Source organism: Flavobacterium solisilvae, from assembly GCF_012911605.1.
GTDB lineage: Bacteria > Bacteroidota > Bacteroidia > Flavobacteriales > Flavobacteriaceae > Flavobacterium > Flavobacterium solisilvae.
This window is the reverse complement of record NZ_JAAMPT010000209.1, coordinates 323065-345071: the sequence shown is the minus strand read 5'-3', so window position 1 is coordinate 345071 and position 22007 is coordinate 323065. Positions and strand designations below refer to the sequence as shown.

The following is a 22007-nucleotide window of genomic DNA, read 5'->3' as shown; positions in this document are numbered from 1 at the left end:
AAAAATTTTTGAAATTTTATTTATTTCTTAAATCTGTGTTCGAAAAAAATAAAGCTAAAATGCCAATTTCACCCAACTTCACCTCTATTTTACACGAAGAAAAAGAAATTAATTTTCTTCAATGTTATCCAAACGGTTATTTGAAATATACCGATTTGTGTAATATTTTGCAATTGACTGCTGGTTTGCATGCTGAACTTGGTGGCATTAGTTTTAGCGATATGCAAGTCTTTCATCAAGCTTGGGTTTTAAGCAGAATGCGTGTTGAGATTAAGCGTTTACCAAAATGGCGTGATGTTGTTACGGTTAAAACTTGGATAAAATCGTTGGAAAATTCGCGTTCAGTTCGTTGTTTGGAATTGTATATTGGTGATGAAAAAATTGTAGGTTGTGAAACGTTTTGGGCTGTGATTAATACCAATAAAAGAAAACCCGAAAGCTTGGCTTTGCCTCACGAACATTTTGGAAAATTTCCAGAAAATGCCACCGAAAAATCGTTTTCTAAAATTGATATAAAGGAAGAACTTGAAATTTTAGAAAATTATACCGTTCGGCTTTCGGATTTGGATGTTGTTAATCATGCTAATAATGTGAAATATTTGGAATGGTGTTTAAACAATTGTGATGTTACTCAATTAATTAGCAATGGTTTGAAAGCTTTTGAAATGAATTTTATGCGTGAATTGGCACTTGGTGACGAAGCTGTTATTGGTCGTCATGATGATGTTTTTGTGATTACTAATAATGACAAAGCGTGTTTTGCTTTGCAACTGGAGTGGAATTAATGCCGGAAGTTTTAGCCCCGATTGAAGCGGCATCCTTTATAACGAGTTTGCAAAACGAGTTGTAAAGATATAGCGGAAAGCGGGAATCAGCTCCAAAAAAAAATCCCCGTCAAAATTGACAGGGAAATTTATTTATTTTTTGATTACTAATCTAAATCCTTCGCCGTGAATGTTTAGAATTTCAACGTTTGGATCGTCTTTTAGATATTTACGTAATTTGGCAATATAAACATCCATACTTCTGGAAGTAAAGTAGTTATCTTCTCTCCAAATTTTGGTCAATGCTAATTCTCTTGGCATTAAATCGTTTTCATAGATTGCCATCATTTTCAATAATTCTGATTCTTTTGGAGAAAGTTTGATTGGCTCATTTCCTTCGAAAGTTAAGAAACGTAATTTCGAATTTAAGTTGAATTTACCAATTTGGAATTCAAATTTTGCTGGTTCGTTTTTGTTTTCGCTAGCTTTTCTTTGAATAATGGCTTTGATTTTCATTAAAAGCACATCTGAATCGAACGGTTTGTTCAAATAATCATCAGCTCCAACTTTGTAACCTTTCATCACATCTTCTTTCATTGACTTAGCTGTCAAGAAGATAAGTGGAATATCTTTATTTTTTTCTCTAATTTCTTTGGCTAAAGTATAACCATCTTTGTATGGCATCATTACGTCAAGAATACATAAATCGTAGTTATCTTTCTTGAATTTTTCGAAACCTTCCATTCCGTTTTTGGCTAATGTAACTTCGAAATCATTTAGGGATAAATAATCTCTTAATACAACTCCAAAATTTTGATCATCTTCAACTAGCAATATTTTTTTAGTAGTTTCCATATATATTAATTAATGAGTGGGACTTTTATTATAAACGTACTTCCTTTTCCTTTTTCGCTTTCTACAAATATTTGACCGTTATGGTCATCAACAATTCTTTTTACATAGGATAAACCTAATCCGTGACCTTTTACATTGTGAACATCACCTGTGTGTTCGCGGTAGAATTTTTCAAAAATTCTTTTTTGAGCGGCTTTGCTCATTCCGATACCGTTATCTTTTATTTTGATAATGATAAAGTCTTTTACATTTTCTGTTGTAACGATAATTTTTGGTGCTACAACAGAGTATTTTATGGCGTTGTCTAAAACATTTACAAGAACATTTGTAAAATGTACATCGTTTAGCAATACTGAATTTCGAGGTGCATCGAGATGCGTTTCAATGCTTCCTTGTCTGTCTTCAACTATTAAATGTACGTGTTCGATTGCATCTTCTATAATTTCGTGAACATCGTGAGTTTCTTTAGAAATATCGAGTTCTTTTTTCTCTAATTTTGAAATTCGCAATACGTTTTCAACTTGAGCATGCATTCGCTTATTTTCATCTTTTATCATTTGAAGATAGCGATTGACTTTTTCTTTGTCGTCAAAAACTTTTGGATTTTTTATGGCATCCAAAGCCAAATTGATTGTAGCAATTGGCGTTTTGAACTCATGCGTCATATTATTTATGAAATCGGTTTTGATTTCAGAAATTTGACGTTGCTTGATAATTTGACTTAATGCGCTGGAATATGCAATTACAATTACTAGCGTAAAAATCATTGAAAGCACTGCAATTCCTATCAATTCTGATATTAGAAATTTTTTCTTTTGAGGAAATTGCAATAACAATTGGTATTTTTTATTTCCTTCGTTATCAATCAAAATTGGAATTGAATAGGTTGATTCTTTATCAAATCGAAAATAATCAGACTTTATTTTGGTTGCCAATCCATTGCTATAAACACTAAATTCGTATGGCGTATTGATACCATAATCTTTTAATTCACTAGATAACAATCGATTAAGCAATTCATTTGAAATTCTATTTTGAATAGAATTTAAAGCCGCAATATCTCTGTAGAATATTTCAAATTGTGCATTATCAAGAAGTTCTAATTTTCCTGATTTTTCAATTCGAAGTTCTGGTGTGATGTTTTGCTTCATTCCAGAATTATCAACGCTTTCGTTGTAAACTTCGGTTTTTCTATTGGCAGAAAAACTTTTTATTTTATTGACTTCACCATTTTTATCAAAGAACGACGAGTTTATTCCATAATCTTCTGAAATAATACTGTTGGAATAAATTATGGTTTCGTTTGTTCTTGAATCTCTTTGGTAATAACCAAATTCAAGAAAATCGCTTTTTTGAGGTGTTTTTCCAATGCTATCTTTTAAACGATTGTATCGCTCATAAAAAGTATAGGCTTCATATTTGTTCAGTTTTTCGGATACATTTCCTAAAACTTGCTTAACATGATATCGAAATTGTTCTTCATTATTTTTTAACGAAGTATTGAACCAGTATACTTGAACAAGTATTATTCCTATTAAGGATAAACTCATTAGCACGACAAGCAAACGGAAAAATAATTTATTCATCGAACAAATTTAACATTTTAACATTTAAGCAATAAAAACATTAACCAAAGATTAACATCTTACTGTAAAATTATGAATTATTCAACAATTTAAGAATTCCTTCAGCTTGCTTTAAAGCTTCTTTAACAGAAATATTAGAGATAACATAGTCACTTTTAGAAATTCTTTGTTCGTCTGTCCATTGATTATTAATGCGATGAAGTATTGATTCTCGAGATGTATTGTCTCTTTTCATCACGCGATTAATGCGTTCTTCTAATGGCGATGTTACAGTAATTATAGCGTCACAATCTTTATAACTTCCACTTTCAAAAAGGATTGCGGCTTCTTTAATAATTATTGGATGATTTTTATGAGAATGTAACCAATTTTCAAAATGAATTTTTACCGCAGGATGAATAATGGAATTGAGTTTTTTTAACTTTTTTGGGTTTTGAAAAACAATTTGGGCTAAAGCTTTTCTATCAATTTTTTCGTTTTCGATGATTTCATCTCCAAAAACAGCTTGTAGTTTAGCAATAATTTCAGGATTATCCATGAGTTTTTTTGCCTCATCGTCAGCAATATAAACAGGAACGCCAAGCGATGCAAAGTGTTTTGCTATCGTCGTTTTGCCGCTGCCAATTCCGCCTGTTAATCCAATTATTTTTGTCATCGTTTAAAGAATAATTCGGGAAATGCTTTTTCAGGTTGTTGTTTTAAGATTTTTATTTTTAGAAATGACTTTAAATATCCTAATCCATAGCCAAAAAACTGTCGGTTTACAGCAACTAAAGATAGTAATCCTATTTCGAGACTTTTGTTTTGTATGGTCGAAAAAACTAAAATCATTAAGTAATAAAAAGCATAAAGCAATAGCGGTAGTTTGCATCCAAAAATCAATACTATTACCGAAAAAACTAATCCAATGATAAAAAGCGATGGAAACCAAAATGTGATTTTGCTATATTCTGGATACCACGAGTCAAGTATTGGTCGTGCTTTTCCAAATTTATTCACTTGAATGGAAAATTTATCCCAGTCAATTCTTCGCTTATGATAGACGAAAGCATTGGGAAATAGTCGGGTTTTATAGCCTAATTTCCATAAACGGATGGACAAATCAGGATCTTCGCCAGGATGAATATTTCCAAAGCCTTTTGATTCTTGGAATGCTTTTTTGGAAATTCCCATATTAAAACTTCTCGGTTGAAACTTCCCTATTTTTTCGGAACCACCACGAATTCCACCAGTTGTTAAAAACGAAGTCATGGTGAAATTGATGGCTTTTTGAATTTTTGAGAACGATTCGTGAGCTGCATCCGAACCGCCAAAACAATCAACATAATTGGTTTCAAGTTCTTTTTCAACTTCCGATAAATAATTGGCTGGAATTAAGCAATCGGAATCTAATATAATAAAATAATCGCCTTTGGCAACTTTCATTCCGTAGTTTCTAGAATCGCCTGGACCAGAGTTTTCTTTGAAATAATAGGAAATCGAAAATTTATCAGCATATTGAGCGACAACATCTTTGCAGTCAATTTTTGAACCATCTTCGATGATTACAATTTCATATTCCTTTTTATAACTAGATAACAGCAAACTTTCTAAAAGTTCTTTTATTTCTTCTGGTCTGTTATATATAGGAATGATTAAAGAAAACATGCTCACTTTTTTTTACAAATATATAGTTTAATGATTAATGGTTAAAGTTTAATGAGCAATAACATGTAAACAAAAAAACCACCTAATCTCTTAGGTGGTTTCATTTTATTCAATTAAAAAACTCATTGTTTGATAACTTTAACTGTTTTAGTTGTGTTATTAGAAGTAACTTTTACAAAATAAGCTCCGCTTGCTAAGTTAGACATATCAATTTGTCCTTCATTTGCATTAGGTGTAATATTTGCTACTCTTTGACCAACTAAATTGTAAACTTCAACATTTGAAATTTCTTGGTTGTAGTTAACATACAAGATATTTTTAGTTGGGTTTGGATACACTTTTAAAGCTGATTTATCAAACTGAGGTGATGAAAGATCTGGTCCAATGTAGAAATTATCAAAACCAATATAATAATCATCACTACTTCCTCCGCCCCAATTTGCTGTTATACGAACTTGTATGTATTGACCTTCATACGCAGACAAATCATAAGGTCCGAAAGTGTTATCCCAGGTTAAACTACCTACTGTATCAACAGTTTCGATTTCTGTAAAAGCACCGCCATCAGCTGAGATAGAAACCACAAAGTTACCATTAACTACTGTGTCTTCTGGATCGTAAGGAAACGCTGCGTAATTGAATGATAAAATATTTCCATCTCCTACCTCACCAATACTAATTGTAGTAAAACTTGCTCCTGTTGTAAATGCACTGTAAACGTTTTTGTAGATAAAATCACCTGTACTTCCTGGAATATAATATACATCATTCCATCCATTATATCCATCATCAATATTCCATGACCAATCTGGATTTAAACTCCATCCATCAGGAAGTGATGCGTCAGCAAATTGTTCTGTCCAAGGAATTGTAGCTGGAGCAACTAATGTAGTAAATGAATAGGTTATCCAAGCTCCAAATTCACCTGCATCACAAACACTTCTTACATGAAGATAATATACTGTGTTAGAATCTAAACCAGAAACACTATCAAAAGTATCATCAATATCGTCACCAGCTGTTGGTGGTGTTACTGATGTAGTAACTGCATATTCATAACTTTCAACTCCCAAATCACTCATGTCATCCCAAGAAACATCAGCTGAATTATGAGTAATGCTTCCTGCTACTAAGCCTGTTACGTCCGGACACGAAGGAATTAGTTCTACTACAAAATTATCCACCCAATAATACCAATAATCTGAGTCGGAATTATGTCTAAAAGCAACATACTTATTTCCTCCTTGTAGTTGAGTAGAATCAAAATTAATTGCATATTGATTGTAATCATTATTATCTGGATCTATGGTTTGAACAAGTTCAAAAGTACTTGTGTCAGAAGGATTACTCATAACTCCAACTTCAAAAGTTCCTGAAAAAGTTCCTTCTCTTTTTAGAGAGAATTTAACTCTAAGATTGTGAATATCTTCAACAAATGCTGGAGAAACTGCATAAGTTGGAGTACCTACTTCTGATTGAAATTTTAAACTATTAGGTTCACTAACCGAATTGAAATCAACAATTGAAGGCCAAACAAGCCATTCCGTAAAAGTAACTGGTCTGGTCCAACATACAGGAAACGCATCTGAACCCGTTCCATAAGTATCGAAATTTTCAATATATGGAAGTGTAGTAAACGCAACACATTGTGTCATAAAAGGAGCTGAAGTAACCCAATATCCAAATTCACCACTACCACAACTAGTTCTAACATGTAAATAATAAACCGTTTGAGGTTCTAATTCTGATGCTTCATAAAAAGTATCCGTAATTACTTCTCCAGATGCTGGTGGTGTAATAGAAGTTGTAATAGCATACTCATATCCAATAACTCCATCAGCACTCATATCATCCCATGAGGTAGATGCACTATTAGAAGTTATGCTACTAACCACTAAACCTGATTGGTCTGGACATGATGGCGCAATTCTTATTTCAAAATTATCTACAAAAAAATCAATATTAGCATCTCCATTAGCTGTTCCTTCAACTGCTCTAAAAGCGAATCGTACTGTTTCGCCAGCATAATCATCTAAATTAAGAATATTAAATAATCCTGTATTGGATGGAATGTTTAAACTATTATAAGTATCTAAAACAATCCAGTTAGATGTTCCGTCTACGCTAACTAATACTTCAACAAAATCATCTTCTTCCCACAATGATACTGCTGAAGTTGTATTATAATCAGTAGCAGCAACTTTAAATTTTAATTCATATCCAGTTGCAGGTATAGAAAACTGAGGAGAAATTATCCAATCATTTGCTTCTTCATAGTATAAATTATATCTAATGGCACCGTCATAACCATCATTTGCAAAACCATCTTCACCCCAATTACTATAACCAAAATCTTCTGGTCCAGAAGCTAAATCACCATTCTGACCTGCTAACCAACAATCATTAGGTAAAACATTATCAAATGGTTCAAAATGTGGATATGTTGATAAAGGAGCACAAGCAGTTGTAAATGAACTAGGAATACTCCATTCACTAAAACTTCCTGAACCACAATCGGTTCTAACAAACAAATAATAGACTGTTTGTGGTGTTAAATTATCTAATTCTGCATAAGTTTCTGCATTTGAACCTGAAGAAATTCCCGCTCCTGTTGGAAATGCATTTGATGTTGATATAAAATACTCATATCCTAAAGCAGATGTTGAACCTGATTCATCCCAAGAAACATTTGCAGTAGTAGCAGTAATATTTGACGATACTAAACCTAATGGCGCAACACAATCTGCCAAAGTTCCTTCAAATTGAATTTGAGGTAATGTACTAACTCTTGCATAAGCAGATGGTGGATTATTTGGATCAGGGTTATTCACATCATCATCCGTTCTATACATAATACCTGAATTAGGTGTTGAAGTATAGCTTCTAAAAGTAGGAGGTTCATTCCAACCTGGAGCGTTTTCATAAACGGCTACAGCAATATTTCCTCCGGTATAATCAAAAGGTGCTGTGAAGGTTATTTCAAACCAATTTTCTGCTACTGGATCAGGAGTTACTGCTCCGGTAAACACTTGTGTTAATTCAGTTAATGGAATCCAATCCGTGTTAGAAATAAACGACGTTTTTGTAGTATTTCCAATGTAAACCGTTAAGTTGTTCCAAACTGAAATAGTCCCAATACTAGTAAGATAGTAACGAATTTTTGTAATTTCTCCTACAGTACCTCCACCAGAAGCATACTCTGCTGCAGTTATAATTTGTTGGTTGTAATTGTAAACATAATTACTCACTGGAATTGCTTCAGATCCAGCAACAGTTCCTGTTCCAGAACCTATTTGAATGGTACCTATATCTTGCCCGAACATCATTTGCCCTATACAAGTTGAAAGAATTCCAATCCATAATTTTGTTTTTTTTATCCGTTTCCTACTGGAATCAGAAAAAGTAATTTTTTTCATAATTTATAGAATTGTTTAATAGTTAATTCTATAAATGTATAATATTCTAAAAAAAATCACAAGTCTTTATGATTTTTTATAAAAAAACCACCTAATTACTTAGGTGGTCTTTACTTTTAATACTAAAAAACTTATTCTTTAATAACTTTAACTGTTCTAGTTGCGTTATTAGAAGTAACTTTTACAAAATAAGCTCCACTTGCTAAGTTAGACATATCAATTTGTCCTTCGTTTGCATTAGGTGTAATATTTGCTACTCTTTGTCCAACTAAATTGTAAACTTCAACATTTGAAATTTCTTGATTGTAGTTAACATACAAGATATTTCTTGTTGGGTTTGGATACACTTTTAAAGCTGATTTATCGAATGAAGGAGATGAAAGCTCTTCTCCAATATAGAAATTATCAAAACCGATGAAATAATCTGCATCAACATCAGTACCAGACCAAGTATCTGTAATTTTTACTTTTATAAATTCACCTACATAAGCATCTAATGGATAAGTTTTAGTTTGCCAACCTGCAACGCCATCATTTGTTACAGTTTCTACTAAATCATAAGTTGCACCATTATCAATTGAGATTTCAACTGTATAATTTCCTGAACCTACAGATGGCTGATTATCATCAGGATAATTAATTAATTTATAATTAAAGCTTAATACCTGTCCAGCGGCAATTTCTCCAGCTGAATTAGTTGTAAAGCTACCTGTTGTAGAAAACTCCCATGAATTTCTTCTGATAACGTTAGTTGTTCCATCACCAAATTTAATTGAAGCAGGAAAACCAATACTTGCATTTGCTGCAGCAACAGTATAACCATTTGTTGTCCAACCACCAGGTGTACCCGTTACATCAAAGTTTTCATTCCATGGAATAGTTGAAGGTGCAACTAAAGTTGTAAATGATAATGTTGCCCAATTTCCAAACTCACCACCTGAACAGATTGATCTAACATGTAAATAATGAACAGTATTAGAAACCAAACTAGTAGCTTCATAAAAAGTATCAGTTGTTGCTGTTCCAGATGTTGGTGGTGTAGCGGTAGTTGTTACAGCATATTCATATCCTGTTGCACCATTCCCACTCATATCATCCCAAGATGTAGAAGCACTGTTTGATGTAACATTAGCAACAACCAATCCCGTTTGATCGGGACATAAAGGAAGTGGTTCCCAAGAAACATCGTCAATCAATACACTTAATAAAGCAGTTCCAGTTCTTAAAGCAAAAACTACATCTCCTGATGGTAAACCAGAAGGAATTGTAATAAATGACTGTGGAACAGTTGTGCTATTTGTTACTATTGAATTAATAGGTGTAAACGTAGTTGCATCAGTTGGAGTTGTTAAATAACCTAATTCAATGGTTTCACCTGCTGTAAAATTAGCTCTAACTTTCATTACCATTCTATGCGTTCCTGCACTAGCGTTACTAACAGGAATCATAGCCACAACTGGTCTACTTGTTGCACTAGAACTATACATATATACGTTTCTTGCACCTGAAATTCCTGTACTTGCTTGCGTATAAGCTGAACCTGAACCACCAACTTTTGACCAACATGATGGGAAAAGAGCACCAGTAGTAGTTTCAAAACCTTCAGTGAACGAAGTTACAGAAGAACATAGTGTAGTGAACGAAGTTGTTACCCAATTTCCAAAACTTCCAGAGCCACAATCTGTTCTAACATGTAAATAGTGTACAGTATTTGAATCTAATCCAGAAGCTAAATAAAAAGTATCTGTTGTAGCTGTACCAGAAGCTGGCGGAGTTACAGTTGTTGTAACTGCGTATTCATAACCTGTAGCACCAGATGCACTCATATCATCCCATGAAGTGGACGCACTATCCGAAGTAATACTTGACACTACTAAACCTGTTACATCAGGACAAGATGGAATTGCTTCAACAATAAAATCATCTATGTGAAAATCAATATCTGGAGATAATGAAGTAGAAGTTGCAACAAAACCAATTTTAACAACTCCTGAATAAGCTGTTAAATCTATTGTTTCAGATGATGTTGGTGTATAAGTTCCAGAATATGTTTTAATTACATTAGAATCTGACCATGTCGCTCCACCATCTGTAGAAACTACAACTTTAACAACATGAGTACCTAAATTTGTTTGAGCAGTTGTTCCATTGTAGGAAGTAAGTGCACTTTTATATTTTACTCTGTATAATCCTGGAGTTGAACCTAAATCAATAGGACTTGAAATCATCCAATCGTTATCCGGTGTAGCAGTAGAACCACCATATAAATTTACTTTAGTACCCATATTTGAAGTTGATACTCCAGCAAATTGATAGCTTATCCAAGCACCATCTACGTTATTTAAAGTTGAACTTGCTGTTAAAGCACCAGTTGCTTCACTCCAACAAGAAGGTAAATATGTTGTAAAAGTTTCAGCAACAGTTGGAGCTGTAACTGCAGCACAAAGAGTTCTGAAAGAAATTGAAGTCCAGTTTCCAAATTGACCTCCAGAACAACTTGTTCTAACATGTAAATAGTGAACTGTATTTGAAGCTAATGTTGAAGCAACGTAAAAAGTATCTGTTGTAGCTGCTCCAGAAACAGGTGGAGTTGCAGAAGTTGTAACTGCATACTCATATCCTGTTGCGCCATTTGCACTCATATCATCCCATGAAGTTTCAGCACCATCAGAAGTGATGTTAGCAACAACTAAACCTGTTTGATCAGGACATAATGGAATTGGCTCCCAAGTAACATCATCAATCAACACACTTAATAAAGCAGTTCCTGTTCTTAGCGCAAAAACTACATCACCAGAAGGAAGTCCAGTAGGAGTTGTTGAAAAAGTTTGAGGAACTGTAGTACTATTTGTTACAATTGAATTTAATGCCATAAAAGTAGATGCATCTGCAGGATTGGTTAAATAACCCAATTCAATGGTTTCACCAACAGTAAAATTAGCTCTTACTTTCATAACCATTCTGTGTGTGTCAGCATCTGCGTTATTAACAGGTGGCAATGATACTACTGCTCTACTGGTAGAAGTTGAACTGTACATATATAAAGATCTAGTACTTCCAAAACCTGTACTAGCCTGAGTATTAGCTGTTCCTGTTGCTCCAACTTTGAACCAGCACGATGGAAAATTAGTACCTGTTGTTGATTCAAAACCTTCAGTAAATGATGATACCGAAGAACATAATGTAGTAAATGAAATTGGTAAACTCCATTCACTAAAACTTCCTGAACCACAATCAGTTCTAACAAATAAATAATAAACTGTTTGTGACCATAAGTTATCTAATTGAACAAAAGTCTCTGCACTTGAACCCGAAGAAGTTCCTGGTCCCGTTGGTACTGTATTTGACGTTGATATAACATATTCATATCCAACAGCCGAACTAGATCCAGATGGATCCCAAGAAACATCAGCAGTTGTTGCAGTTACGTTTGCAGAAACTAATCCTAAAGGTGCAACACAACTTGCTAATGTACCTTCAAATTGAATTTGAGGCAAAGCACTAACTCTAGCAGTAGCAGTTGGTGGTGAAGCTGGATCTGGATTTTCTGTATCACTTCTGTACATAATACCAGAATTTGCAGTTGAAGTATAACTTCTGAATGTTGGTGCTGTTGTCCAATTTGGTGTATTTTCATCAACTGCAATTACAATATTTCCTCCTGTATAATCAAAAGGTGCTGTAAAGACAATCTCAAACCAGCTATTTGATACTGGATCTGGTGTAATAACTCCTGAGAAAACTTGAGTTAGTTCTGTTAATGGAACCCAATCAGTTGTAGATGAAAAAGCCGTTTTAGTTGTATTACCAATATAAACTGTTAAATTATTCCATACCGTAACTGTACCAACATTTGTTGGATAATATCTTAATTTGGTAATTTCACCTGCTGCACCACCACCAGAGGCATACTCTGCCGCAGTTACAATCTGTTGACTATAACTAGATACATAGTTAGTAACTGGAATAGCATTAGTTCCTGTAATTGTTGATGTTCCAGAACCAATTTGAATGGTTCCAACATCTTGTCCGAAGACCGACTGACCAACAAAAAACGCTGTGCTTATCGATAATAATCGAAGCCATCGTTTTGCTTTTTCAATTCGATTTTCATCAGAATTGAACAAAGTAGTTTTTTTCATTTTATAATTGTTTAAAAGTTAATTTTATAAAAGTATATTAAATTTTAAAAACTCACAATACTTAATACTAATATTTTACAAAAAAAAACCGTCTAATAAATTAGACGGTTAATTGCTTAAATTAAAAAGGATTTATTCTTTAATTACTTTCACTGTTTTACTTGCATTATTTGATGTCACTTTTACAAAATAAGCACCGCTTGCTAAATTAGACATATTAATTTGTCCTTCATTTGCATTTAACAGCATTGAAGTAACTTTTTGTCCAATTAAATTATAAATTTCAACATTTGAAATCTCTTGAGTGTGTGAAATATACAAGATATTTTTTGTTGGATTTGGATATAATTTTAGATTAGCAAAACTGAATTCATTGTTAGACAATTCAGGCTCAACAGTCAATACACCGCTAATAAATCCAGTTCCATCCCAAAAGTTTCCTCCGCTTGTTGGATTAGTAGCATTTATTCCTCCATAAGCAAAATCACCTCCATTCAAACTAAAACGTGTTGCATAATAATATGTTCCAGGAGTTAATGTTGAACCTATTTGAGCTTGATACTCATCATCATTCCCTGCTTCAACGTTAAAAGTAGCTGAAACCCAATCCGTCCATGTATTAGGGTTTGAATTAGTAGCACTATAACCAACCCAAGCTTGAATACCTGCAGCTTGACCTGATGTAGTATCTGTCAAACCACCTACATAAATTCTACCATAAACTGTTATATTACCACCTTCAGTAATTGTTGCTGAGCCTGGCCATTGTAAGTTAACAAAATCAATTGATGGACAATCTTCTGTAGTTGATATCGCTAATCTAGGACTTTCACAAGTTCCATTATTTGATGCAACATAATAAGTAGTAGATGTGACTACAGTAGAAGAAGGTAAAACATTACCCGCATTTGGAGCGTCATACCATACTAAATCTGTTCCTGTAACATCTAGTGACGCCAAAGTATCTCCAGAAGTTGTACAATATGTTTGATTAGCATTTCCAGATGGAGTTGCTGGTAATGAATTTACTGTAACCGTTAATGTTGCAGTTGTTGCACATTGACCTGCATCTGGAGTAAATGTATACTCAGTTGTAGCTGTATTATTAATAGCTGGCAACCAAGTTCCTGGAATACCTTCTAACGATGTTAATGGTAAAACAAATGTTGAACCTGAACAAACTGCTGGAATAGCATTGAAAGTTGGGGTTGTTGGAGTTCCTGTAACATCCCATTGACAAGAAGTAGAATTAAATGTAGCTGTTTCGTAACAAGCTATTTCTGGTTGAACTGGTTGAGTTCCTGTTACTTCCCATACACAAATAGTTGTATTGAAACTAGCTGTTTCGTAACAAGCTATTTCTGGTTGAACAGGCTGTGTTCCAATATTTTCCCAAGCACAAGTTGTACTATTGAATACAAATTCATCCCAACAATTTACTACTGGTGGCTGAACTGGTTGATCTCCTGTTACTTCCCATTGACATGTAGTTGAATTAAAAGTAGCAGTTTCGTAACACTCTAATATTGGCTCAACCGGTGGTTGGTTTACAGTAACCGTTAACGTTGCCGTTGTTGCACATTGTCCTGCATCGGGAGTAAAAGTATATGTTGTTGTTGCAGTATTGTTAATAGCTGGCGACCAAGTTCCTGTAATATTTTCTAATGATGTTGTTAGTAAAACAAAAGTTGAACCTGAACAAACTGCCGGAATAGCATCGAATGTTGGCACATCAGCAGCATCAATTGTAACTGTAACTGCTAATCTAGCAGAACCTTCACATGTTACTGTTTGAGACGCATAATATACATTTCCAGAAACTAAAGGAGTAGTTGATGTTAACAAAGTACCAGCTGTTGCAGCATCATACCATTTTAAAGCTGTACCTGTAGCTACCAAATTAGCAACTGTTGGATTACTTGCTGAACAGAATGTTTGTGTTGCATCGCCAGTTGGTGCTGCTACAAAAGATGAACAATCATAAGCAGAAACTAAAAACGCATTACTTGTAGGAGTTGCAGCAGCTGGTTCATATTTCCACACAGCTACATATAAAGTTTCTCCTGGTGTTCTTCCTGAAACATTTGCAATTGACATTAAATTATTTGCTCCTGCTGGACCACCATCATCATCACAAATAATTTGAGCTCCACCACATGATGGATAAACCGCAATAACCGTATCTGATAATGAATTTGTTGGTGCTACTTGAGTTTCAATAGTTACTTTTCCAGAAGCTGGAACAGTTACGGTAAACCACACATCTCTACCAAAAGAAGCCTGACATGATGGCGTTACTCCTGCTGTTGTAGTTGCTCCAAGTAAAGATGAAGTTACTGGATTAGCAGCAAAATTTGGACCAACAGTTAAAGCCGTTGCGGTAGCACATGTATCATTTACAGGAATTGTAGTGAACGTAATAGTAGCCCAATTTCCATATGTATCATCATCACAACTTGATCTAACATGTAAATAATAAACTGTTTGAGCGTCTAATCCAGATGCACCATAAAAAGTATTCAAAGTAGCTGTTCCTGTAGTTGGAGGAGTTGCTGATGTTGTAATCGCATATTCATATCCAGTTGCTCCAGTTGCACTCATATTATCCCATGAAGTATCTGCACCTGATGCAGTAATATTTCCTACTACTAATCCTGTTTGGTTAGGACATGTTGGAGGTGTTCCAATAAAAAAGTTATCAAAACCAATAAAATAATCACCACTTGTCCAAGTATCTGTTATTTTAACTCTTACAAATTGACCTGCATAAGCATCTAATGGATATGTTTTTGTTCTCCATCCTGCAACATTATCATTAACTACTTCATCAATTTGAGCGTAAGTATTTCCATAATCTGTAGAAACTTCTACTTTAAATCTACCAGAACCAACAGCTGGTGGATTCGCATCTGCATAATTGATTAATTTATAATCAAAAGTTAAAACTTGACCAACAGCAACAGTTCCTACTGAAATAAGAGAGAAATTACCTGTTACACTACTTCCAAATGGATTACGTCTAATGATATTTGTTGCTCCATCTGCAAATTTTGTTGCGGCTGGACTTCCTATTGAAGCATTTGCTGCTGCAAAAGTGTAACCTGTATTTAACCAACCTGTTGGTAAAGTAGTTGTCGAAAAACTTTCATTATATGGAACACTTGTAAAACCTGGAGTTGTAAAGGTATATGGTCCAGCCCAAGTACTTACTCCTTCTGAAGTAGCATTACAATCAAGACGAACAAACCATCTGTAAGTTGTATTTTGCGTTAAATTGTTTGGAAAAGTAAATGTAGTTCCCGAAACACCTGTTTCAGTATTAGTTCCAGCACCAGCTGTAAAAGTACCTGTATCCCAATTAATGTCAAAAGTTGTTCCAGCACTTGTCCATAGAATAGTTGCAGAATCTGGTAATAAAGTTGATACAATACCTGCTGTAGGTGCAGGACAAGCTACATTTGTAGTAAAATCAATTTTATTTGACCAAGTGCTTAATCCATCTACTCCACAATTTGTTTTTACATACAAATCATAAGGAGTTGAAGCCGTTAAACCAGAAACAACATCTGATGTTCCTGTTATAACTCCAGTTGCAATTGGAGTTGCGCCTGTACCTGCATCATTAGCAACCACAATCCATTCATATTCAGTTGCATTAGCAACAGAAGACCAACTAATATTTGCTGAATAAACAGCAGGAGTTGCAGTAATACCACTTGGCGACATACATGCTTCTGTAAAATATAATTGCATTTGTGGTAAAGTACCTGTTCTTCCTGTACCTATTGGAGGAGTAACTGGATCAGGATTATTTATTGCTCCATCTGCTCTGAAATACAATGCTGTATTTGTTCCTGAAGTAAATGTTCTAAATGTTGGACCACCAGACCAACCTAAACTATTTTCATCAATGGCTACAATCAAATTTCCACCAGTGTAATTAAAAGGTGTACTAAAAGTAATTTCCCACCAATTGTTTGCAACTGGTGTTACAGCACCTGTATATACTTGAAGTAAATTTGCAAAAGGTTCCCAATCGGTTGTTGAAGCAAATTCTGTTTTTGTAGTACTTGCTAAATAAACATTCCAACTAGTTGCCCAAACAGATGTTGTACCAATTGCAGTGGTGTAAAAACGTAGTTTTGAAATCTCTCCGGTAATAGCATTTCCTCCATTTCCAGCTGTAATTTGAGCTTCAGTTATTATCATTTGACAATAACTGAAATCATAATTGGTAACTGGAACTGTTGCACCACCAGCTGTTGTTGTTGCAGTTCCGCTACCAACCTGAACTGTTTGCGCAAACAATAGTTGCCCAAACAAAACCATTAAGCAGGTCGTCAGCAATCTTTGCCATCGACTTACCCAAAGGTTTGGTTTCCTTTTTGAATAATAGTTTTTTTTCATATTCATAAATTAAAGTTAAATTATTTGGTATAAAAGTAATTAATTCAATATATCTCACAAGTATTTGTAAGATTTTGTTAATAAATAAAATAAAAATGAAAAAAATACAAGAGATATAACAACAAAAAAACTCACAAAAATTTGTGAGTTTTTAAAATATATAAATAATTTTACTTCTGTTTTAATTAGCTATACTTGCAACCATTTTTAGTTCATTGGCTTCTGCAGTATAATCAACGCTATCAAATCCGAAGCCAAAAAGATTCAAGAAATCACTTTTATAACCTGCTAAATCTCCATTTTCTGTTAATGTTTCAGTGCTGATTGATTTCCAAAGTTCTGCAATTTCGTCTTGATAAACTTGTCTCATTTCCCAGTCATCAATTCGAATTCTTCCTTTTTCATCGGTAGGAATTTCGGAACCATTATACAATCTATCCGAATACAATCGTTGCATTTGTTCAATACATCCTTCGTGACTTCCGTCTTTTTTCATTATTTTGAACAATAAAGACATATATAATGGAACTACCGGAATTGCTGAACTTGCCTGAGTTACCAATGCTTTGTTAACCGAAACAAATGCTTTTCCGTTGATTGCTTTTAAATCATTTGTAATATCAAAAGCGGTTGCTTCAAGATGATCTTTTGCTCTACCAATTGTACCTTTTCTATAGACAGCTTCGGTAACTTCTGGTCCAATGTATGAATAAGCAACTGTCATTGCGCCATCAGCTAAAACTCCTGCTTCGTTCATTGCATTCATCCACATTGACCAATCTTCTCCACCCATTACAACTACGGTATTATCGATATCTTCTTGGGTTGCTGGTTCAATAGTAACATCTGAAACTACGCCTGTATGAAAATCAACAGTTTTGTTTGTAAACGTATTTCCTATTGGTTTTAAAGTAGAACGGTGTAAAACTCCTGTTGTTGGATGCATTCTTACTGGCGAAGCCAAACTATAAATCACTAAATCAATTTGTCCTAAATCTTTTTTAATCAAATCGATTGTTTGCTGTTTTACTTCATTTGAAAACGCATCGCCATTGATACTTTTTGCATATAAACCAGCTTTAGTAGCTTCGTCTTCAAATGCCGCTGAATTATACCAACCTGGAGTTGCAGTTTTTCCTGCTGATGGTTCTTTTTCAAAAAATACGCCAATAGTTGCTGCATCACATCCAAAAGCACTCGTAATTCTTGATGCCAATCCAAATCCTGTTGAAGCTCCAATAACTAAAACGCGTTTTGCACCGTTTATTTTACCTTTTGACTTTACATATTCAATTTGGTTTTTTACATTTTGAGCACAACCATCTGGATGAGCTGTAAGGCAAATAAAACCTCGCATTCTTGGTTCGATTATCATATTCTTAGTGTTTTTGTTATTCTTATTTTACAAAAGTAATCAATTAATTTAATAATGCTTTAGCATGTGTCAATGCTGATTCTGATGGATTTTTTCCCGATAACATTTCGGCTATTTCCAAAATCCTATCATTTTCGTTTAACAAAATAATTTCTGAAACGGTTGTGTTTTCTTTTATTGTTTTAAACACTTTATAATGTGCTTCGCCTTTTGAAGCAATTTGTGGCAAATGAGTTATCGCAAAAATTTGCATTTGGTTGCTCATTTGCTTCATTATTTCTGCCATATTGTTAGCTATTTCTCCAGAAATTCCGGTATCAATTTCATCAAAAATTATCGTTGGTAATTTAGTTTCTTCTGCTAAAACCGATTTTATTGCCAACATAATTCGCGACATTTCTCCGCCAGAAGCTACTTTTTTCAACAATCCAAAGTTGGAACCTTTGTTAGCAGAAAACAATAATTGCACAGTATCTTTTCCATCGGAAAGAAAATTTTCTCCATACTGAATTTCAAACTGAAACTGAGCATTTGACATGCCTAACTGTGATAAAATTGCACTCAATCGTTGGGTTAAATTAGGCACAACTCCTACTCTATTGTCGTGAATATTTTTGCTTACTTCGTCTAATAAATTTTTCTTCGATTGAAGTTGATTTTGAAAAGCTGCTATTTGATTTTCAATGTCATTCGACAAAAAAACTTTAGCATCTAATTCGTCTTTTATTGCAATTAATTCATCAATTGTTTCTACTTGATGCTTTTTTTGAAGCAAATAAATAGTTTGCAATTTTTGATTTACCAATTCTAATTTTTCAGGATTAAAAACTAATTTTTCAAGCTCGCTATTCAAATCTTGATTGACATCTTCAAGTTCAATAATAACGCTATTTACTCTTTCAAAAAGTTGGTTATAAACAGGCGATAATCCGCTAATTTTTTGAAGTGAAATTCTAATTTCTTTTAAATTTTGAATTACACCAAATTGTTCTTCTTCGGAAATTGCAATCGACTTTTCAATATTTTCTTTAATGAATTCAACATTGCTCAGCATTTCCAACTCGCTTTCCAAGATTTCTTGTTCGCCTAATTTTAAATCGGCTGCAAGCAATTCTTCCAATAAAAAATTATTGTAATCTTGTTCTTTGTCCAGCGAATTTTTATTGGAAATTAATTCCTTTAAACTGTTATCTATTTTTTTATAAAGTGATAATTCTGATTTGTATTGGCTAACTAAATTTTGATTTTTTGCCAATGAATCCAATAACGTAATTTGAAAATCTTGATTGCTCAATTCAAGTGTTTGATGCTGCGAATGAATATCAATTAAATAATCGCTCAAATCTTGTAACTGCTGAAGGTTAACTGGCGAATCGTTGATAAAAGCTCGTGATTTTCCGCTAGGCAAAATTTCTCTTCTTATTATTGTTTCGGTTTCGTAGTCGAAATCATTTTCTTCAAAAAAAAATTTTAAATTATAATTTTCGATGGTAAAAACAGCTTCAATAACACATTTTTCGTCTTTATTTTTCAACGAAGTTAAATCGGCTCGTTTTCCACGAACTAAATCCAAAGCACCAAGAAGTATTGATTTTCCTGCTCCAGTTTCACCTGTAATTACAGAAAAACCTCGAGAAAAATTGATGTTTAATTTTTCAATTAAAGCAAAATTTTCAATTGAAAGCGATGTTATCATAATTAAAAATTAAATTGAGAAGTACTAAATCACAATCTAATTGTTGCCCATTTACTTGAGTTTATGGGAGAAATTCTGTTTAATTTATCAACAAAAGTTCTAATATCCATATTTGGTCCACCTGATAAAACCGACACAATTTCGTCAGCTTTTGCATCAAAGAAAACTCTGGTCAAAAATGCATTTGGTCGCGCTGAATAAATTACCGAAAGTTTATCTACAGCGTTGACAACATTTTCTTTAGCAACTTTTACATCTTCGGTCATAGTGTCAAGTCCGTTTCTGTGGTAGGCATAAAGCGCGTCACGATAAGGTTGAAATGTAGTCGACAGCAAATCATTTATTAGAAAAAATCGATTTTGATTTCCATCATTTTGGCTCCAACCACGATAACCACCTTGTTGCGCAGTAGTTTGAACCTGTAGAGCTAAATCAAGCCATTCTCTTCCACCGTTTAATTTATAAGTATCGGCATCTAATCCTATCATAATGTAACTGTAGAAAGATAAGACAGAAACCAAATTAGATTCAAATGTAGCTGGATTAAAAATTAAGTTTTCAAACTCAGTATATCGAAATGTAAAATCTTTGTCATTAAAATTAAAAACGGGCGACGAATAGGTAGAATTAAAAACTGGTCGTGTAGATTGTACTTGAATTGTACCCGTAAAATTATTATTTTCAAAACCATCAATAATGATGAGCATGGAACAATTTACTTTTTCGTGTTGTTTTAAAACTTCGCCAGTAAAATCAGTTTTATTCATAAAATCATTTATGGCAATTTGCAGATTTTTAAATAACTGATTATTGGTTGTTTGTACTTTATCCGTATTGATTTGAACGGTACAGTTTAATTGCTGAGCGTTTACCGAGCAAAAAAACAACAACAAAAATGCACTAAATATCTTTTTCATAATATGAAATTATTTTGTTTACAATATCATTCGCTACTTCTTCTTTTGATTTAAGAGCTTGAGGTTCAATTGTAAAATCGTTGCTAATAAAAGTTACTTTATTTGTCGATTTCCCAAATCCTGCGCCTTCATCACGAAGCGAATTTAAAACAATCAAATCTAAGTTTTTTTTCTGAATTTTCAACTTAGCATTTTCAATTTCATTTTCTGTTTCTAATGCAAAGCCAATTAGGTATTGATTTTTCTTGATTTTACCCAAAGAAGCCAATATATCTTTGGTTTTTTCTAGTTCTATAGAAAATTCTGCTTCCGATTTTTTAATCTTTTGTTCAGCAACTTGCTTAGGTTTATAATCGGCAACGGCAGCGGCACAAACGGCTACATCCATATTTTCATAATACTGATGACAAGCATCAAACATTTCTTGAGCCGAAACTACTCTAACCAAATTAATAAAAGTATTAGCCGGTTTTAAATGAGTTGGTCCAGAAATCAAAGTAACTTCTGCACCAAGATTTGCAGCAGAATTAGCAATATCAAATCCCATTTTTCCCGAAGAATGATTTCCTATAAATCGAACTGGATCAATGGCTTCATAAGTTGGACCAGCTGTAACCAATATTTTTTTTCCTTTGAGCGGAAGTTTGCTTTCTATGTCTTTTTCAAGAAAAGCTACAATATTTTCTGGTTCCGCCATTCTTCCTTCACCTGATAATCCGCTGGCAAGTTCGCCACTTTCAGCAGGAATCATACTATTTCCAAATTCTTGCAAAGCTTTAAAACTAGCAATCGTTGATGGATGTTTATACATGTCTAAATCCATTGCTGGCGCAAAATAGACAGGACATTTTGCCGATAAATATGTAGCAATTAAAAGGTTATCACAAATGCCGTTTGCCATTTTAGACAACGTATTGGCTGTTGCTGGAGCAATCAACATAAAATCTGCCCAAAGACCAAGTTCTACGTGATTATTCCACTGCGCATTCTCGTCTTCTTCGTTATAAAAAGTAGAATGTACAGGATTTTTTGAAAGTGTGGATAATGTTAATGGGGTTACAAAATCCTTAGAAGCAGGTGTCATTATCACTTGGACATGTGCACCTGCTTTTATAAATAATCTAACTAAAGTCGCAGTTTTATAAGCAGCAATTCCACCAGAAATTCCTAGTACTATTTTTTTTCCGCTTAAAACCGACATG

The 22007-nt window shown here is 33.7% G+C and carries 12 protein-coding genes; 1 reads left to right on the top strand and 11 read right to left on the bottom strand.

All coding sequences use genetic code 11. The features are described 5' to 3' along the window. Window positions 1-59 precede the first annotated feature (59 nt). A complete protein-coding gene (locus tag G6042_RS13875) occupies window positions 60-785 on the top strand; it encodes an acyl-[acyl-carrier-protein] thioesterase (RefSeq protein ID WP_169525038.1) in 726 nt (241 codons plus the stop codon). A gap of 132 nt (window positions 786-917) precedes the next feature. On the opposite strand, the gene G6042_RS13870 is transcribed toward G6042_RS13875, so the two are convergent. From G6042_RS13870 to coaBC, 11 genes are all read right to left on the bottom strand, one after another. Continuing rightward, on the bottom strand, window positions 918-1619 hold the full coding sequence (locus G6042_RS13870; protein WP_169525037.1) for a response regulator transcription factor: 702 nt from the start codon (window positions 1617-1619) through the stop codon (window positions 918-920). Between the two features lie 5 nt (window positions 1620-1624). Next, the gene (locus tag G6042_RS13865; protein WP_169525036.1) at window positions 1625-3205 is read right to left on the bottom strand and encodes a sensor histidine kinase; all 1581 of its coding nucleotides are present in this window, start codon (window positions 3203-3205) and stop codon (window positions 1625-1627) included. Between the two features lie 70 nt (window positions 3206-3275). Beyond that, the gene (gene coaE, locus G6042_RS13860; protein ID WP_169525035.1) at window positions 3276-3860 is read right to left on the bottom strand and encodes a dephospho-CoA kinase; all 585 of its coding nucleotides are present in this window, start codon (window positions 3858-3860) and stop codon (window positions 3276-3278) included. After that, window positions 3857-4852: a glycosyltransferase gene (locus G6042_RS13855; RefSeq protein ID WP_169525034.1), complete on the bottom strand. Its 996-nt coding sequence runs from the start codon at window positions 4850-4852 to the stop codon at window positions 3857-3859. The genes coaE and G6042_RS13855 overlap by 4 nt, the downstream gene beginning before the upstream one ends. A 122-nt stretch (window positions 4853-4974) precedes the next feature. After that, window positions 4975-8268, bottom strand: a complete 3294-nt coding sequence (locus G6042_RS13850; protein WP_169525033.1) for a T9SS-dependent choice-of-anchor J family protein — start codon at window positions 8266-8268, stop codon at window positions 4975-4977. A gap of 131 nt (window positions 8269-8399) precedes the next feature. Then, complete coding sequence (locus G6042_RS13845; RefSeq protein ID WP_169525032.1) at window positions 8400-12410, bottom strand: T9SS type A sorting domain-containing protein; 4011 nt, start codon at window positions 12408-12410, stop codon at window positions 8400-8402. 132 nt (window positions 12411-12542) lie between these two features. Further along, window positions 12543-16817 carry a T9SS type A sorting domain-containing protein gene (locus G6042_RS13840; protein WP_169525031.1) on the bottom strand — a complete coding sequence of 1425 codons (4275 nt, stop codon included), beginning with the start codon at window positions 16815-16817 and terminating at the stop codon, window positions 12543-12545. Between the two features lie 181 nt (window positions 16818-16998). After that, window positions 16999-18192: an enoyl-ACP reductase FabV gene (gene fabV / locus G6042_RS13835; protein ID WP_169525030.1), complete on the bottom strand. Its 1194-nt coding sequence runs from the start codon at window positions 18190-18192 to the stop codon at window positions 16999-17001. A gap of 43 nt (window positions 18193-18235) precedes the next feature. Then, complete coding sequence (gene recN, locus G6042_RS13830) at window positions 18236-19888, bottom strand: DNA repair protein RecN (RefSeq protein ID WP_169525029.1); 1653 nt, start codon at window positions 19886-19888, stop codon at window positions 18236-18238. A 29-nt stretch (window positions 19889-19917) separates the two neighbouring features. Then, window positions 19918-20805 (bottom strand): type IX secretion system protein PorD, encoded by an 888-nt coding sequence (gene porD, locus G6042_RS13825; RefSeq protein WP_169525028.1) that lies wholly within the window; start codon window positions 20803-20805, stop codon window positions 19918-19920. After that, complete coding sequence (coaBC, locus tag G6042_RS13820; RefSeq protein ID WP_169525027.1) at window positions 20789-22006, bottom strand: bifunctional phosphopantothenoylcysteine decarboxylase/phosphopantothenate--cysteine ligase CoaBC; 1218 nt, start codon at window positions 22004-22006, stop codon at window positions 20789-20791. Before coaBC ends, porD begins: the two co-directional genes overlap by 17 nt. Between the last annotated feature and the right edge of the window lies 1 nt (window position 22007).